We start from the raw sequence: 15,732 nt of genomic DNA, 5'->3' as shown, positions 1-15,732 counted from the left end.
TACGGGGTTTCACGGGGGCCCGGGATACCGCGGGCGCGCTGAATTTCACTGATGCCGCGAGCGCTTCGATGGGATTTTCTGATCTGAAAAAAATATTTCTGCATCGCGTGAGACGTTTTGCAAAAAAGCGTCAAACTTCGCAGCCGGCGCCCCATCGGCCAGTGTTATAACGCCGCCTGGCCGCGATTTGCGGGCTCGATCAAGCGAGATCCGAGGAATCACCCGCAGAATCAGCGCCGTTCGACCGCGCGATGAAAACCTGGCGCGACGCCGGTCGGACGCCGTATTGTAACAAATTAACATCAGATTTGGCGCAATATGTTAGCGACGCGCATGGAACCGGCGGCACGAGGCCCGATCGCGGGCCGAGCGCCGACCTGCGGCGATCATCCCCTGGCGGCGCGCGCGTAGATGGCCTCGAGCATTCTGCGGTTCTCGTCCGGCGCGTAGTGCTCGAGATAGGCGGCCCGTGCGGCCCGTCCCCATGCGGCGGTCAGGCCGGCGGCGCCGAGAACCTCACCGATCCGCTTTCCGAGCGCGGCCGCGTCGCCCGGCGGCACCAGCGCGCCGGTCTTGCCGGCGGTCACCACCTCGGCAAGTCCGCCGATCTCGGAGGCGATCACCGGCGTGCCTCGCGCGAAGGCTTCGACCACGACCATCGGAAATCCCTCGTACCACAGCGACGGCACCACCAATGCCTCGGCATTCGCCATTTCCCGCAGCACCTCACCGCGCGAGAGCCCGCCCAGGAACGCGACATGGCCGGACGCCCGAGCCTCGAGCGCGACGCGCTCAGGCCCCTCGCCCACGATCCGCAAGGGCACGCCGGTCCCCGCAACGGCATCGAGCAGCACGCCGACGCCCTTCTCGCGGCTCAGCCGTCCAACGTAAAGCAGCCCGCTGCGCGGCCTGGACGGATCCGGGGCCCCCGGATCGGCCATGAAGTTCGGCTTCACGTCGATCCGGTCGGCGTCGAAGCCGGCCTGCGCGAACAGGGTTTTGGCAAACTGCGTCAGCGCGATGAGGCGCAGCCCGGGACGCGTCCAGGTGCCGCGGCGCCGGTGCTGCGCGATCATGTAGGCCGAAGCGATCGAGCCCGGAAGCGATCCGCGGTAGCAGCGGTGCACGACGCCCCAGCGATGTCCACGGTCCAGGCACTTGTGGCAGATGCGGCCGTCGCGCAGCAGCATGCCGCCGGTGCAGATGGTGCGATAATTGTGCAGCGTCACCACCGCGGGCACGCGCTTTTGCCGGCAGAGATCGAACACGGCGGGCGACAGCAGCGGGAAGAAATTGTGGACGTGCACGACGTCGGGGCTAGAGCGGTCGATCGCCTCCGCCACGACCCGCTTTCCCTCCGCATTATCGGCGATCGACAGCGTGGTCGTGATGCGTGCGGGGAGCGAATTGATCGTCTCGTTGCTGACCGTGAGCGTTTCAACGCTGTGTCCTGCGGCGCGCAGCAGGTCGACTTCCGCTTCAAACACAACGTCCTCGCCGCCGCGTCCCTGATACCTGTTGTGGGCGACCAGGATCTTCATGATCGGGCCGGATCAGAGAACCAGCGCAGCTCGGTCACCAGGCTTTGGCCGCCCGCGAGCGTACCGGAGCCGATCAGCGTCGCTGAGGGCACCTTGAGATCGAAGGACGGCGAATACCAGCCGGCCGGCATGGTCTCGTCACCCCGATGCGGCATCCAGCTCAGTGCCGCCGGCAGATCGAGCTCGCCGCGCCCGCCCGGCCATGCCAGCTGCGCCCTGTGCCCTTCGAGCCTGCATTCGACGTCGGGACCGAGATGCCAGCTGAGGCTCGCCTGCACCGCAAGCCCTTCATCGGCAAGCACGACATCGGTGACGACGAGCCGCGCCGCCTGACGCTGCAATTGCACCGAGCGGCGATGCACGACACCTGCTTCGTCCCGATATCCCGAATGCTCCGCGACCCAGCTCGCATCCGCATCGCGATCGTCCAGGCCGCTTGCTGCGACAAGCCGGCTCTGCGCATGCCGTGTCCAGAGAAACGGCCCGCCCGACACCGACTGGTCGCGCGCGAACAGGCAGAGCGTGTTGTGCGCCAGCGTGGAGCGGAAGTAGGCCCGCCATCGCGGATCGCCATGGTAGCAATAGGTGCCAGGGTCGGCGAGGATCTCCACACCGCCGATCCTGCATTCGAGCGACAGCGCGTCCGCATGGGCGTGGGCGGCAATGCGGCCGAAGCCATGCGGGCCGTAGTCACAACGGCACCACACCGCGCGCTCGGAATCGATCAGAAAGGCCTGTCCCGCCCCTTCAAGCAAATGCGGGCGGCGCTTGGGCCGCCCAGCGATCGCACGGGCCTTAATGCCTTCGGTGAGCACAAGGGTGCGCAGATCGGGCTCCGGCGATTTAGGCCACCATGGCAGCCCGCCGAACAGGCGCGCACCGGTGGCGAGCAGGCCGAGCCAGCGATTGCCGGCGTGATCGTCGAGCAACAGGCCGATGCCGTCGTCACCGTCGCCCTGCCGCGGCGGATGACCGCGATCGTCCAGCATCGCGGCAATGACGTCGCTCATGCGGCACATCGTGGTCCAGACCGCATCGCCAAGCGGATGTCCGGACGACTGGCCCTGCACTGCCGCCGCCAGCAGCAGTTCGAGAACAAAGCCGTGATAGTCGGTCGCGAGCTCACTGTTGCTGCCGCAGGCGAGCGTCTGCGCAACGGCTTCGTGTGCCAGCGTGCCGGCCGATTGCTCACGCCATCGCGCACTGTCCTGGAAGAACGGAAACACGCAAGCCGCCACGAACTGCCCGGCAGCCTCCGCGATGAGGTGGTTGTTGGCCGAGGAGCCACGGCTTGGGAACTGCGACAGCCAGTATTGATGCGCATAGAGCTGCGTCAGGAACAGATCGTTGTTTTCGAACAACGCAGCAGCGCCGGGCCAATTCTGCAGCAGCTGGCGCACCCAGGTCCACGAGATCAGCCGTACGCCCAGCTCGATGCCGCTGATCCAGTGCGGGCCGCGCGGGAACGGATTTTCGCGCCACCAGCTCACCAGATGCTCGGCCGCGCGCCTGGCGTAGCGCTCGTCGGAGGTCAGGTAATACGCGGCCGCGAGCACCGTGAGATGGTGGTGACGCGACGGCTCCCAGATGTATTTGATGTTTCCGACCGCGGTCTCGTCACGATAGGGAACCGCGAACGCGTGCACGCCGGCCGGCGCCCGCTTCCCGCTTCTGATATCGACGAACCAGTCGGGCCGTTCGCCGAGGGCCCCATGATCCCTGGCGAAAATCCGCCACTGCCCGGCGAGAATCCGGTCGGCGCTCTGGATCAGCCGTTCGGCGGCCTGTCCCGGGGCGTGGGCGGGCAAAGGCAGCGGCTTCAGGCGCGGCTGCCGCGGGCCGGGAGCGAGCTTGGCGCCGGCGCGCCGTGCGATATCGGGCGGAGTGATCCGCCAGAGCAGATGCAGCACCTGGTCGTTCACCCGTCCGGCAAGCTCGGACGGCTCCATGCGCTGCAGCCTGCGCAGATACCAGGCCGGATTCATCTCAACGCAGTCGAGGCGCGCGCGACGCCCTGCTCCGCCGCGCCGGCCGTCAGATCGATCGGCATCCCGGCGGCCGCGCTTTCCTGGACGGCAAGTGTTGCGCGCGTGGTCGCCAGCAGCGAGTCGAGCGCAATCGGCATCGCAGCTCCCGATGCGACCGCAGCGATGAAGGCATCCAGCATCGGCCGCTGGCCCTTGTCGAGCCGCGCTGTCTTCGCCGTGCGCTGCCCGGCGTGCCAGACCTCGAAGCCCGAGAAATTGTCGAAGGCGGCAAAACCCGTGCTTGCCGATATCTCGAGCGCTTCCTTCGGCACCCGCGGATCGCCGCCGGTGAGATAGCTGAGGCTCGCGACCGAACCGTCGGCAAAATCGAAGGTGGCGACCAGATTGTCGACGTCCTTGCCCGCCATGCTCGCGAAGACACGCACCGGCTCGGCGCCGAGCCACCAGCACAGCACGTCGATGAAATGGCCGCCCTCGCCGACGAAGCGGCTGCCTTCGCTTTCGGCCTGCAGATACCAGGATGACTTCTCCAGCGGCCCGGCCATGACACGATATTGCAGGGTCTGCGGTCCTGCCGGCGCGAACGTCGCGCGCATGCCCTGCAGCAGCGGCGAAAAGCGGCGGTTGAAGCCGACCATCAGCCGGTTGTTGCCGGTTTCCCGGATCACCTGCTCCAATCGATCGAGCGAGTTTGTATCGATCGCCAAAGGCTTTTCGACAAACACCGCCTTGCCGGCGCGCAGCGCCTGCGTCGCGAGGTCGGTATGGGAGGCATGGCGCGTTGCGATCAGCACGGCATCGATGTCGTCGGCGCCGAGCACCGATGCCGCGTCCGTCGAGGCGCGCGCGAAGCCGAATTTGCGGACCGCAGTGGCGCCGCTCAGGCCGGTATTGGTGGCGACCTCGACGAGATCGACGCGCTGGTTGCTCGCAAGCTGCGGCAACAGCATGCTGGAGGCATAATTGCCGGCGCCGATGACGCCGAGCCGCACCCGGCCGCTGCGCGAGGCAACCGCCGGACGATAGATCATCTGCATCGCGCGGGGAGCGGCGTCCGGATAGGCGAACACCATGCCGAGGCCGACCTCGCCGCGGCTCATACGCTCGAACGCCGACGTCGCCTGCTCCAGCGGTACCATTTCGGAAATCAGCGAGGAGAAATCCAGCCGCCCGTCGGCGAGCAACGCGACGATCGCTTCCATATTGCGCTTCTCGGTCCAGCGCACATGGCCGATCGGATAATCGATGCCGCCCTCCTCATAGAGCGGATCGTAGCGGCCGGGGCCGTAGGAGCGCGAGAAGCGCACGTCGAGCTCCTTGTCGTAGAATTCGTTCCACGGCAGGTTCAGCGTGCATTTGCCGATATCGACAATGCGGCCGCGGTCGCGCAACAGTGCCGCCGAACGCGATGCGAGATCGGGATCGTCGCTGCCTGCGGTGATGAACACGCAATCGACGCCGTTGCCTGCGGTCAGCTGCTCGATCCGGGCGCGGAATTCGGCCGCGGCATCATCCGATGCGACGGCACAGACCGCGGCGCCCGCAGCTTCCGCCTGCCGGCATCGCGCCTCCAGCCTGTCAAGCCCGGCGACCACGACACCGGCGCTGCGCAGCAGCCGCACCATGATCTGCCCGATCAGGCCGAGGCCGATCACGCAGGCGGTCTCGCCGAAACGGATCTCCGACTGGCGCATCGCCTGCAGCGCGATCGAGGCGATCGTGGTGAATGCGGCCTGGTCCAGCGCAGCGCTGTCCGGCAGCGGCACGCAAAGGTTCACCGGCACCCAATTGTATTCGGCGTGGGTTGCATATTGATTGCCGCCGCAGCAGACGCGCTGTCCGACCGAGAAGCCGCCGACGCCCTCGCCGACCTCCACCACGGTGCCCGACAGCGAGTAGCCGAGCGGCGTGTAGGAATCGAGGCGGTTCATCACCTTCTGATAGGTCGCGAGCAACCCCTGCTGGCGGACCGAGCTCACCACCTTGGCAACCTGGTCGGGTCGCGCGCGCGCCTTGCCGAGCAGCGACAGGCGGCCTTCGGTGAACTTCATCATTTCGGTGCCGGTCGACACCGCGGAGAACGCCGTGCGCACCAAAACCCCGCCGGGGCGGCAGCGCGGCGCCGGCACATCGATCAGCTTGAGCTCGCCGCTCTTATAGTTCTGCGCGATCTGCTTCACGGTCGGTCAATCGCCTCAAGTTAACAGCGCTCCTTGTATCGCGCCCGCCGCCCGCAATGAAGCCAGGAACATCGTCATAATTATCTCACTGCCGGAGACTTAACATTGCTATCATTCCAGCAACAGGACCGGTTTTGGCGAGATCTCGACCTCGCCGCTGGCGACAGGCCCTTCGCCGCCGTCGAGGCCCTGGTAGAGGCTAAAATGCGGGTCGACCCGATAAACGGACCGGCCCTTGGTGGTCCAGAGGATCAGACCGTTGCGGCCATCCGGCAAGCGAAGCTCGACGCGCCAGGTCGACGGCGACGTCCTGCCTGCCGCCACGACGCTTGCACCGACCAGCCAGGACTGGATCGTGCGGTAGGCAATTCCGCTCGGCAGCAGCCCGCGCACCGGGTCCCATAATTTTCCAAAGTCGCTGCCGCCTCCGGCAAACTCGTACCAATAGAAGCGGTCGACACCGCTGATCCATTTCAGGATGTATGCGCGCGCCAGACACCCGTCGGGATTGTCCTCATAGGAGGACCAGCCGGCCTCGGTGTCCCAGATCGGCCTCGCGGACAGGTCGTGCGCGGCGAGGATTTTCTTGAAGCGCGCAATGATTCCGAGCACCGCCTCGGGTTCGCTCGTGTAGCCGTGGAAGGCGAACACATCGGCATATTGTCCGCCACCTTGCGCCATGAAGGCTTCTTGCCAGCGATACCCGTCCGGCGTGCCATTGGACGGCGGCGTCAGCACGGTCAGCGTGGGGTCGCTGGCTTTAATGATCTCGTAGGCCCGCTTCTGCAGCTGGACCATGGTCGCGATATCGCCCGAGTAATATTTGGGATCCTCGGGCTCGTTCCAGATTTCCCAGTATTTGATGCGGCCGGCGGCACGCGTGACCGCCGCACGCACCCAGTCGTCCCATGACGCGAGATCGGCCGGCGGTGAGCTTGCGCCCGGCGTGAACGCCGGCGGCGCATCCTTCACCGACGCGGCCCATCGCGGCGTATAGGCGAGATTGAGGACGATCTCGACGTGCTCGCGCTCCGCCGCGGCAAGGATGGCGTCGAAGCGCGCCCAATTGTAGATGCCGGGCGCCGGATTGATCTGCGCCCAGTAGATCGCGCCCCACAGCCGAACGCCGTCGAATTTGAGCTCGGGCCAGGGCTGCGACTTTGGCTGCGACTGCCCGATCGCGTTGATCGTCATGCCGAAAAGCGTCGGCGGGATCACCGCATTCACGCGGCTCGCATTGAGCGCATCGTATGCCGTCAAACCAGCCCACTGCAGCGGCCATTTGTAGGCCAGCGGCAGCAGCGCGCTCAAAACCAGCGCAATCAATGCCCTTTGGCCCCAATCCCACACTCTGCCTGCCATGTCCCTGTCTCGTCGCCGTCACATCCGCGCCGGGATTGCATAGTGGAAGCCGCGCATGTTAATGCCGATGTTAGTCGGATTGTGATGTTGTTAGGTCAATGGTATAGATCATCGCAGATGTCGAGAGCTGAACCATCACCGCGGCGGATCCTGATCATCGTCGAGAACCTTCCGGTTCCTTTCGATCGCAGGGTGTGGTGCGAAGCAACGTCGCTGCGCAAGGCGGGTTATGAAGTTTCGGTGATCTGCCCGAAGGGCCGCGGCCATGACGAATCCTACGAATGCCTCGAGGGCATTCACATCTACCGTCATCCGATGCCGGTGGAGGCGCGCGGGATCGCCGCCTACCTGATCGAATATCCGGTCGCACTGTTCTGGGAAACGCTGCTGGCGATCAAGGTGGCGTGGAAGCACGGCTTCGACGTGATCCAGGGCTGCAATCCGCCCGACCTGATCTTCCTGATCGGCCTGTTGTTCAAGCTCGGCGGCAAGCGCTTCGTGTTCGATCATCACGACGTCAATCCGGAGCTCTACGAAGCAAAATTCGGCCGCAAGGATTTCTTCTGGCATCTGCTGCGGCTGGTCGAGTATCTCACCTTCAAGACGGCGAGCATCTCGATCGCGACCAATGAATCCTATCGCGAGATCGCGATCGCGCGCGGCGGCATGCCCGCCAATCGCGTCTTCGTGGTGCGATCCGGCCCCAATCTCGACCGGGTGCGCTCGCGGCCGGCCGATCCGGCCTGGCGCCGTGGCCGGCGCCACAGCGTCGGCTATGTCGGCGTGATCGGTCAGTCGGAAGGCATCGATCTGCTGCTGCAGTCGATCGGCCACATCGTGCACGATCTCGGCCGCACCGACATCCAGTTCAACATCGCCGGCACCGGGCCGGAGTGGAATGCGGTGGTCAAGCTCTGCGAGGAGATGCAGCTCTCCGACTACGTGAACTTCACCGGCGCCATCGCGGACGACGCGCTGTTCACGATGCTCTCGACCGCCGACGTCTGCGTCAATCCGGACCGCGTCACGCCGATGAACGACATCTCCACCATGAACAAGATCATGGAGTACATGGCGCTCGGACGACCGATCGTTCAGTTCGATGTCCGCGAGGGCCGGCGCTCGGCGCTCGACGCCTCGCTCTATGCCGCGAAGAACGATCCGAGGGATTTCGCCAGCAAGATCATTACGTTGATCGACGACCCGTCATTGCGGCAGTCGATGGGGGCATTTGGCCGCAACCGCGTCGAGCGTGCGCTGTCGTGGACACATGAGGAGCCGAAGCTGCTTGCGGCCTATGAGTCGTTGTTTGCCGGGACGGTGCCCGCGCAAAGCCGTGCGCCGCGCGCGCATGCACCCGCCGAGCGGCCGACCTCGCAACCGTCCAGCGCGAACGCAGCCGCCGGGCGGGCATCGTCTTGAACGCGCAGCCGCCTCACTCACGTCAAACGCGACGCGGGTGCGGCCACGCGCACGTCCTGGATTGTTGAAGGTCGAAGCATGAACGTCAGCATTTTCGGCCTCGGCTATGTCGGAACGGTCTGCGCCGCCTGCTTCACCGAGCTCGGCCATCAGATCATCGGCGTCGACAAGAGCGTTGCGAAGGTCGACCTGATCCGCGAAGGCAGATCGCCGGTCGTCGAGCCGGGCATTTCGGACAAGGTGGCGCACGCGGTGGCAACCGGTCAGCTGACCGCGACCACCGACGCCACCGAAGCGATCGTCAACAGCGACATATCGCTGGTCTGCGTCGGCACGCCCTCGTCCGGCAACGGCAATCTCGACCTGACCGCGATCCGACAGGTCGCGATCGAGATCGGCCGCGGACTGCGCGCCAAGAACGCACCGCACACCGTGACGATCCGCTCCACCGTGCTGCCCGGCACCACCCGCGGCACCGTCGGACCGCTGATCGAGGAAGCCTCCGGCAACAGGATCGGACGCGATTTCGACCTCGCCTTCAATCCGGAGTTCCTGCGCGAGGGCAGCGCGATTGCGGATTTCAACGCGCCGTCCAAGACCGTGGTCGGCGCCTTCAACCAGGAAACCGCCGACCGCGTCATGGCGCTTTACAAGGATCTGCCCGGCGCCAAGATCACGCCGCCGGTCGAGACCGCGGAACTGGTGAAATATGTCGACAACAGCTGGCATGCGCTCAAGGTCAGCTTTGCCAACGAGATCGGCACGATCGCGAAGACGCTCGGCATCGACGGGCGCGACGTCATGAACATCTTCATGCAGGACACGCGGCTCAACATCTCGCCGGCCTATTTGCGGCCGGGCTTTGCCTTCGGCGGCTCCTGCCTGCCCAAGGACGTCAAGGCGCTGAAACACCTTGCACACAGCCGCGGACTGTCGACGCCGGTGCTCGAAAGCATCCTGCCGAGCAATGACATGATCATGTCGCGCGGCGCCGACTGGATCCTGTCGCATGAGGGCCGCCGCATCGCATTCCTCGGAATCAGCTTCAAGGCCGGCACCGACGACGTCCGCGACAGTCCCTTCGTGAGGCTGGTGAAGAACCTGCGCGGCGAGCGGCGCGACATCCGGATCTACGACCCCAATGTGCAGCTGTCGCAACTGATCGGCGCCAACCGGGAATTCCTGATGCGCAATCCGGAGCTGGTCGGCCTGTTGAACGACGATGTGACCGCGACCATCGAGTGGGCCGACATTATCGTGCTGACGACGGCCGATCCGCGCTTCGTTGCGGCGCTGACTGCGACCCGTCCCGACCAGGTCGTGCTCGAACTGTCGGAGATCGGATTGCCCGAGCAGGTGCGCGCCAAAGTGAGCGGCTTTCACTGGTAGGGAATATCATGGCCACCATGGGCCAGACCCGCGAGCGACCCGAAATCCGCTTTCACGACGAGATTTCGTCGGGATGGGAGACGCTGCATCAGAGCCGTACCTTCAAGGCGCGGACGGCCGCGATGTTCGGTCTGGTCGGCAATGCGGACCTCAACGGGCAGCGCTGGCTCGACGCCGGGTGCGGCACCGGAACGCTGTCCCGCCTGCTCGCCGCGCGCGGCTGCGACGTCACCGGCGTCGACGCCTCATCGGAGATGATTGCGGCGGCTCGCAGCCACCTCGCCGACGGCACGCTCGCCGGGCGCCTCACATTCCAGCAGATCCCGACCATCGCTAGCCTGCCGTTTCCCGATCGATCCTTCGACGGCGCGCTGTGCGCGAGCGTGCTGGAATATGTTCCCGACGTGGCGCAGTGCCTCGCCGAGATTCATCGCGTGCTCAGGCCTCGCGGGCTGCTGCTGCTCTCGATCCCCAACCGAGACTCGCTGCTGCGCCGGGGCTACAGGCTCGCGCATGCGGCCTCTTCACGCGTGTCGGCGCGGCCGCTGTTTCGCTATCTCGCGTTCTCCAAATTCGACACCTCGCCGGCGGCCATGCAGGGTCTGCTTCGACAACACGGCCTCACGATGCTGGGGAGCAGCTTTGCCGGTTCCCCGCTCCCCCCGGCGCTCGATCGCCAACCCGCAGTGGGCACGCTGATCAACATCCTGGCCCGGCGCGACGATTGACGTGGCAGGCGGATGGCCGCCTCAGGCCTTGATCGCCATCAGCGACTTGGTCATGCCGAGATAACGTTCGCGATAGATCTTCGCGTCGGGAAATGTTTCCGTCATCTCGCGCCAGTCGAACAGGTGCCAGTCGGGCGCGGTCCGCTTGAACCAGAAGCGATTGAATATATTGATCAGCGCGATCTGCGGCCGCCTTGGCAGCAGGACGATGATGCCCGGCAGCCAGGTATGGCTCTCGATCGGAAAATACCGGTACGGCGTCTGCACGTAGAAGGACTTCGCGACCCGCGAGATCTCGCCCGCAAAGCGGTTCTGGTGCTCGCGCGCGATATTCAGGAACGTTGCGTCGCTCTCGATCGCGACGACATCCTGCTTTGGTCCGGTGACGTGTTCGATCACCGACGAGCAAAAGCAGAAGTCGAACGCCTGATCGTCGAACGGCAGGCGCTCGGTCTCCTGCAGCAGAACGGTCTTGAAGCCGAAGCGCTCGCGTGCGGCCTTCAAATCGTCGGCCGATATGTCGCAAACCGTGATGTCGGTATGGCGGGGCAGGATCGCGCGAATGTGCCGGCCGGTGCCGCCGCCGAGATCGAGGATCTTCGCGTCGAGCGGCAGGATTACGGTGCGGACGAGGAATTCGCCGCGCCGCTGGCGTGCCGCATTGGAAAATCGGGCTTGGATCGCACCCAGCAAGCTCAGTCTCCTGCTACCGGTCGGTTCGAACTGGCACGGCCTGCGCGATCCCTCACCCAACGATGCATCGATTTTCCTGTCGCGCTCACTTGATGGCCTCGAAGTAGATCGACTCGTCCGGCCGGTTGTCGAGCCGGTCGATGTCGGGACAGACGCCCTCGCGATAGGCACGGGTGTGGGTTTCCGAACAACCGGCGTCGCGGAACAGGGCCGCGAGCGAGGCACGGGTAAAGCCCCAGTGATGCGCAAAGGCGGCCTCCTTGCGGCGATCGATCTCGAACACGCCCTTGAGGAAAGCCTGCGGCGCCGCCGGATCGTAGAGCGCGACGATGCGCTCCATGTCGGGGACGACGATCCGGCACACCCCGCCAGGCGCCAGCACCCGCGCGATCTCGCGCGCCAGCCGCTCGACCTCGTCGGGAAACAGGTGCTCGAAGACATGCGCGCTGAATACCGCCGAGAGGCTGCGATCCGCGAACGGCAGCGGCCTGGTCAGGTTCATGTGGCGCAGCCCGGCGAACTTGCCCTGGCGATGCTCGGCATAGCGGGCATCGCTCAGCAGGCCAGCGAGATGCAATGCCCTGGCCGCGAACGGCATCCGCGCGATCCACAGGTGCATCGTGATGTCGGTATTGATCCAGCCGTCGATGCCGCAATTGAAGGCGCCGATATGCAGCCTTTCGAGCGATCCGCCGCGCGCGTCGTCGGTCATGTCCGCTCCCGCGCCGAATTGGTCAACACAACCGTGATCACCGACGCCGTACTGGAGGCCACCATCGCCGCAACCGCGCCCATCACCTGCCAGACCTCCGCCGCGAACGGCAGGACACAGCACAGCGCGACAAGGCCGGCGATCCGGCTCAGCATGAATCGCTGCGGTTTGCCGGTCGCAAACAACGGCAGCGCGAGGCCGAGCCACACCGCGTCGAGCGCCATCGCAGCGCCCATCAAGGCGAGGCTGCCGGTGCCGATCTCGTAACTCTGTCCGTGGATGACAAGCGCCAGAATGCGCTGGCCGAGCAGCACGACCGCCGTGCCGTAGGCGGCCGCGATCGACCCGAGCAGCAGGGCATTTTCGCGCGCGGCCGCGGCGACTGCGCTGCGCCGGCCGGCGCGCAGTTCGGCCGCGATTTCCGGCAGGCGAACCGAGAACATCGTCGCGCAGAACTGGCTGAGCGGTGCGAACACCAACAGCAGGATCCGCAGCGACGCGCTCGCGTCCAGCCCGATCAGGAAGCCGCAGACCGGGATCAACCCGATGCTGCCGATCCAGTAGGTGAGCGAGGTCGCGACGAACCAGCGACCGTTTCGAAACAGCCGCTGCAGCGAACCGCGGAAGATTCTGGCTTGCGGCCGGGCCAGCTCGCTGGTGCGGGCCAGCAGCAGGCTGCCGGCGAGCGCGGCCGAGATCGCGATACACGCCATCGCCGCCGTTGCGCCGGCGAGCTTGAGCGCGATCATCAGCCCGGCCGAGACGACCAGCGCCACGCAATAGGTCAGCGAGGACGCCAGCGCGCGCGGCAGTCTGCCGTCGAGATAGCAAATCCGGCGGAACATGCTCTGCAGGCGAACCGCCGGGATCGCAAGCCCGGTTGCGATCACGAGCCTACCGGCGTCTCCGCCGACGGCGACGATTACAAGGCCCGCACTCACCAGCAGAAGGCCGAGCGCACCCGAGGCGAGCAGTGACGACAGATAGAGGCCGAGCCGCAGCTGCGGCCATAGCGATTTCGGGATGCGGTGCGCGGTCGCCGGCAACCCGTCGTCGAACAGGCCGCGCAGAAACACCGCCTCGATCAGGATCGAGAATGACCAGGCGACGCTGAACCTGCCGAATGAATTGATGTCGAGCACATTGGCGAGCACGATCGTCAGCACGAAGGCGGACCCGCTCAGCAGCGCCTGATCGATCAGGCCAAGCGCGACATTGCCCCCGGCACGCCGCAGCCGGCGAAGCAATCCGCTCATGGCACCGGCGACCCGGGTCTGGGCCGCCGCCCGGTCCAGCCTGTCGGTCAACGCGCTCACGCCTCACTCACCCGTAGTCTGTTGAACGTGCGCCGCGGCGCCATTTGCAGCCTGGCCTCCGGGCCGAAATAGCACCAGAACACCAGCACGCAGCCGAAATAATTGTGCAGCAGCTGGCTGGAGTCATTGGCCGACGCGATCACGACGAACAGCAGCATCGCGAACGGCGCCATACAGTACATCCCTCTCCGCTCGAACGCGAAGACGATGGTGTTCCACAATGCGAGCGCCAGCAGCAGCATATAGAGCGCACCGCCCAGCAGGCCGAACTGGAGAAAGGCGTCGAGATAGGAATTCTCGAATGAGCCGAACTCGGTATTCCACGGCGCCATGCTCGTCAGTTCGTTCACGGGCGAGTTCGGCAGTTCGTTGAAGAATCCCGAAAACCCGTAGCCGAGCCAGGGGTGCTGCCAGAAGAAGTGCGGCCAGACCGACCAGAGGAACGAGCGGCCGGTCAGGTTTCCACTGCGGCCGACCAGCCCGTACAACTCGTCGCTCGGCACGGCGAACACGACAAGCGCAACGAAGGCGAGGCCGAGCCAGTAGATCGAGGCAGCGCCCCTGTGCCCGAGCACCACCAGCAGCAGCCCGAAGGTCACGGCAAGCGCCGTCAACATGCTGATCAGCGGTCCTGCGGCGCCGGCCGCGGCGAGCGCGAAAAAATGACATCCCATCAGCAGCAGCGTCCAGCCGAATTGCCGCCGCGGCCCCGCCAGCATGCGCACGAAGCAGATCAGCACCATCAGGCCGAAGAAGGCGCCCGCGAGGTTCTTGTGACCGAACACGCCGGCATAGGCCTGGGTTCCGAGCACCGTCGGCCGGTGCAGCGGGTCGTAATCCCATTGCGAGCCGATTACCGGAAACAGCAGAACGTGAACGATCAGCACCACGATCCCGATCCGGAACAGCGTATCGACGAGACGATCGACCGGGCAGCTGATCACAACCCACGCCGAGAACATCGTGGTCAGCAGATACATCGCGAACTTGATCGACGAGCCGGCGGGGTCGGCGCTCAGCGCCAGCGATACCAGGGCGAAGGCGATGAACGTCAGGTAGAGATGCGATTGCAGCATCAGCAGGCCGAAGCGCTGCCGGTCGATCGCAACGTGCAGCATCAAGAGGAGGTAGAGCAGCAGCCATGCGCCGCGGAACAGCGTGGATTCCCCGGCCCTTTCCGCGAACGAGATGCCCTCGATGAAATTGAACAGGAAATAGATGCAGCCGAGCACCATCACCAGATAGGCGTGCAGAAAGACATCGGTTCGCAGCCACCATCTGCCGATCATTGCACGGCCTCCTGCCGGGCCGGCGCCCTCAAGAGGTGATCGACCGCGGCGGTGAAACGCGCCGCGGCGTCGGCAAGCGCATCGCGTCGCACGCTCTGCCGGGCGTGCCGCGACATCGCTTCCCAGCGCGCGGGATGTTCGAGCAAGCCGCGCGCCGCATCGACCCAAACCTGTTCATCGAGCGCGCAAACATAACCATTGTCCTGGTCACGGACCAACTCACCGCCTGCCCCGACATGGGGAGACACCAGGCAGGGAACCCCGCACTGCAGGGCCTCGTTGCACACCAGGCCCCATGGTTCCAGCAATGAGGGCAGCAGCAGCAGCCGCGACTGCAGAAAGACGTCCGATATCGCCTGCCACGGCAGGTAGCGGTCGTGGCGGACATCGATGCCGGCACCGCCGAGCCGCGCCAGCATGCGCTGTTCGGCGGCGCCGGACCCGACCACGCGCACCTTCAGCCCGGGCACGATCCGGCCAAGCGCGATCGCGACGTTCTCGAAGAAGATCGCGTTCTTGGCGTCGTCATTGAGGCGGGCGCACCAGAGCAGATGAAATGGACGGTCGTGGAATGCCGGCACAATCGCCGGCGGATCCCATGCCGGCACCAGCGGCACCACGAACAGATCGTCGGCACAAACGCCCTCGCCGCGGAAATACGCCCTGCCCTTGTCGCTGCAACACACCACTGCGTCGCACTGGCGCAGCAGCCAGGGCCGCGCCAGACGGTGATAGGCGGTGTTCGGCATCGTCTCGCGCCAGCCGTCGATCGTCAGCGCGAGCGCCTTGCCGTTGGTGCGCGCCCATGCCGCGCCGGCCAGCATCGAGGGATACAGGCCGTTGACGAACAGCAGGTCGGGCGCGAGCGCATTCAAGGCACGTCCGATTCCGATATTGACATGGGTGTGACGCGACCGCGACAGCGGGATCGATACACCCGGCACCGTGCGCGTGACGTAGCGCGGCGTGAACGAGCCGGCCCAGGCGCGATCGACCTCCTGCGGCGTACAGGACAGTACGGCGAGATCCAGCCCACGGCTGGCCAGCTCGTTGTAGAGACGGTTGGTATAGGGTGTGATCATGTTGTTGAAGACGACCACGCGCGGCGCCAT

At 65.5% G+C, this 15,732-nt stretch carries 12 protein-coding genes; 3 read left to right on the top strand and 9 right to left on the bottom strand.

The window, feature by feature from the left end; translation table 11 throughout:
- Window positions 1–386 precede the first annotated feature (386 nt).
- The 4 genes from XI02_RS16290 to XI02_RS16275 all read right to left on the bottom strand — a co-directional run bounded on the left by XI02_RS16290 (window position 387) and on the right by XI02_RS16275 (window position 7,071).
- Window positions 387–1,541 carry a glycosyltransferase gene (locus XI02_RS16290; RefSeq protein WP_172648134.1) on the bottom strand — a complete coding sequence of 385 codons (1,155 nt, stop codon included), beginning with the start codon at window positions 1,539–1,541 and terminating at the stop codon, window positions 387–389.
- Window positions 1,538–3,526, bottom strand: a complete 1,989-nt coding sequence (locus tag XI02_RS16285) for an alginate lyase family protein (RefSeq protein WP_172648135.1) — start codon at window positions 3,524–3,526, stop codon at window positions 1,538–1,540. Before XI02_RS16285 ends, XI02_RS16290 begins: the two co-directional genes overlap by 4 nt.
- Window positions 3,523–5,709 carry a bi-domain-containing oxidoreductase gene (locus XI02_RS16280; RefSeq protein ID WP_172648136.1) on the bottom strand — a complete coding sequence of 729 codons (2,187 nt, stop codon included), beginning with the start codon at window positions 5,707–5,709 and terminating at the stop codon, window positions 3,523–3,525. The genes XI02_RS16285 and XI02_RS16280 overlap by 4 nt, the downstream gene beginning before the upstream one ends.
- 111 nt (window positions 5,710–5,820) lie before the next feature.
- Window positions 5,821–7,071 (bottom strand): glycosyl hydrolase, encoded by a 1,251-nt coding sequence (locus tag XI02_RS16275; RefSeq protein WP_244980701.1) that lies wholly within the window; start codon window positions 7,069–7,071, stop codon window positions 5,821–5,823.
- Window positions 7,072–7,188: 117 nt separating this feature from the next.
- On the opposite strand from XI02_RS16275, the gene XI02_RS16270 reads away from it, so the two are divergent.
- The 3 genes from XI02_RS16270 (at window position 7,189) to XI02_RS16260 (ending at window position 10,610) form a co-directional block, all read left to right on the top strand.
- On the top strand, window positions 7,189–8,493 hold the full coding sequence (locus XI02_RS16270) for a glycosyltransferase family 4 protein (RefSeq protein WP_194483458.1): 1,305 nt from the start codon (window positions 7,189–7,191) through the stop codon (window positions 8,491–8,493).
- A gap of 78 nt (window positions 8,494–8,571) precedes the next feature.
- On the top strand, window positions 8,572–9,882 hold the full coding sequence (locus tag XI02_RS16265; protein ID WP_172648138.1) for a nucleotide sugar dehydrogenase: 1,311 nt from the start codon (window positions 8,572–8,574) through the stop codon (window positions 9,880–9,882).
- Window positions 9,883–9,890: 8 nt separating this feature from the next.
- Window positions 9,891–10,610, top strand: coding sequence for a bifunctional 2-polyprenyl-6-hydroxyphenol methylase/3-demethylubiquinol 3-O-methyltransferase UbiG (locus XI02_RS16260; protein WP_172648139.1), 720 nt, complete (start codon window positions 9,891–9,893; stop codon window positions 10,608–10,610).
- A 21-nt stretch (window positions 10,611–10,631) separates the two neighbouring features.
- Here XI02_RS16260 and XI02_RS16255 read toward each other — a convergent pair whose 3' ends face one another.
- From XI02_RS16255 to XI02_RS16235, 5 genes are all read right to left on the bottom strand, one after another.
- Window positions 10,632–11,303 (bottom strand): class I SAM-dependent methyltransferase, encoded by a 672-nt coding sequence (locus XI02_RS16255; protein ID WP_172648140.1) that lies wholly within the window; start codon window positions 11,301–11,303, stop codon window positions 10,632–10,634.
- An 85-nt stretch (window positions 11,304–11,388) separates the two neighbouring features.
- Window positions 11,389–12,015 (bottom strand): methyltransferase domain-containing protein, encoded by a 627-nt coding sequence (locus tag XI02_RS16250; RefSeq protein WP_016841768.1) that lies wholly within the window; start codon window positions 12,013–12,015, stop codon window positions 11,389–11,391.
- Complete coding sequence (locus tag XI02_RS16245; protein WP_016841769.1) at window positions 12,012–13,331, bottom strand: hypothetical protein; 1,320 nt, start codon at window positions 13,329–13,331, stop codon at window positions 12,012–12,014. Before XI02_RS16245 ends, XI02_RS16250 begins: the two co-directional genes overlap by 4 nt.
- Complete coding sequence (locus XI02_RS16240) at window positions 13,328–14,620, bottom strand: O-antigen ligase (protein ID WP_018270692.1); 1,293 nt, start codon at window positions 14,618–14,620, stop codon at window positions 13,328–13,330. The genes XI02_RS16245 and XI02_RS16240 overlap by 4 nt, the downstream gene beginning before the upstream one ends.
- Window positions 14,617–15,732, bottom strand: a complete 1,116-nt coding sequence (locus XI02_RS16235; RefSeq protein ID WP_172648141.1) for a glycosyltransferase family 4 protein — start codon at window positions 15,730–15,732, stop codon at window positions 14,617–14,619. The genes XI02_RS16240 and XI02_RS16235 overlap by 4 nt, the downstream gene beginning before the upstream one ends.

The organism is Bradyrhizobium sp. CCBAU 21365 (assembly GCF_015291305.1).
Classification (GTDB): Bacteria; Pseudomonadota; Alphaproteobacteria; order Rhizobiales; family Xanthobacteraceae; genus Bradyrhizobium; species Bradyrhizobium elkanii.
Note: the sequence above shows the minus strand (reverse complement) of the source record. Positions and strands in the feature narration are given on the sequence as shown.